This is a genomic window from Brevibacillus sp. NRRL NRS-603 (assembly GCF_003013445.1).
Classification (GTDB): domain Bacteria; phylum Bacillota; class Bacilli; order Brevibacillales; family Brevibacillaceae; genus Brevibacillus; species Brevibacillus formosus.
In genome coordinates this window covers 1-1,014 of the sequence record NZ_PXZN01000183.1, presented here as the reverse complement: position 1 = coordinate 1,014, position 1,014 = coordinate 1, and the positions used below count along the sequence as shown (strand labels likewise).

The 1,014-nt window shown below is 49.6% G+C and carries 1 protein-coding gene; it reads right to left on the bottom strand.

All coding sequences use genetic code 11. The features are described from left to right. Window positions 1–1,014, bottom strand: a 1,014-nt coding sequence (locus tag C7R94_RS29790; RefSeq protein WP_106786057.1) for a D-alanyl-D-alanine carboxypeptidase family protein, incomplete at both ends; no start/stop codon positions are given.

Sequence of the window (1,014 nt, the reverse complement as noted above, 5' to 3'; positions counted from 1 at the left end):
TCCACAGCCCCCCTGACACTATTCCCCAAAACTGCTGCCACATTGAGCGTGAACCTTGCGGAGCTGCTAAAGTCGGGGTATCCACACTAACTAGCAACGGAACCTGCCCTATCATCTTTTCCTTTAAATAGAGTTGAAGAAACCCTGCCAGCTGACCATTCATTTTCGATGTTACGATTGATTCTCCCATAACGACACGCTTGTGAATCGTCTCTGTCGTTTGCAGTGGATACTGAAAATCGTTTGTTGTGACAAGATGAGTTCCGGCTTCAAGTGTGACTGGCGTGTCAGGCTTTACCTCCTGCCCTTTCTTGACCAGCTCCTGTAGCGGATAATTTGCAAAGCCCCAGTCCATCAGCTTGGCGGAGTCGTTCCAGTCATCAGAAGCATTCAGTGTAATCGTCGCCAGCTGCCTTCCATCCCGTGTGGCGGAGGAAGCCAGGCAGCGCTTTGCGAGTTTGGTGTATCCCGTTTTCACACCATCAGCGCCATTATAAAGGTGAAGCATCTTGTTTTTGTTCAGTAGGCGCCGGTCCCACTGTTCGCCTTCCCATGAAATATCCTTGACTTTCGTTGAGACGATTTGGCGAAACACCGGATTATGTAAGGCGTAGGCGGACAGCTTTGCCATATCTTCCGGCGTGGAGTAATGCTGGTTACTGTCATCTAAACCATGCGGATTGGTGAAATTCGTATGCTCCATTCCAATCATTGCAGCCTTTTCATTCATCAAGTAAGTGAATCCGGGCACTGACCCTCCGATGTGCGTTGCGATGGTGACGGCTGCGTCATTGCCAGATCGGAGCATCAAACCGTACAGCAGTTCCTCCAGCGTAAGCTTCTCTCCATTTTTCAAGTAGATCGATGAGCCTTCTACACCCACCGCTTGTGGCGGTACCGTTATCTGCGCATCCAATTTGCCCATCTCGATCGCTACGATTGCTGTCATCGTTTTGGTCAGACTCGCAATCCTCATTTTTTTCGTACCGTTCTTGGAATAAAGAATCCGTCCAC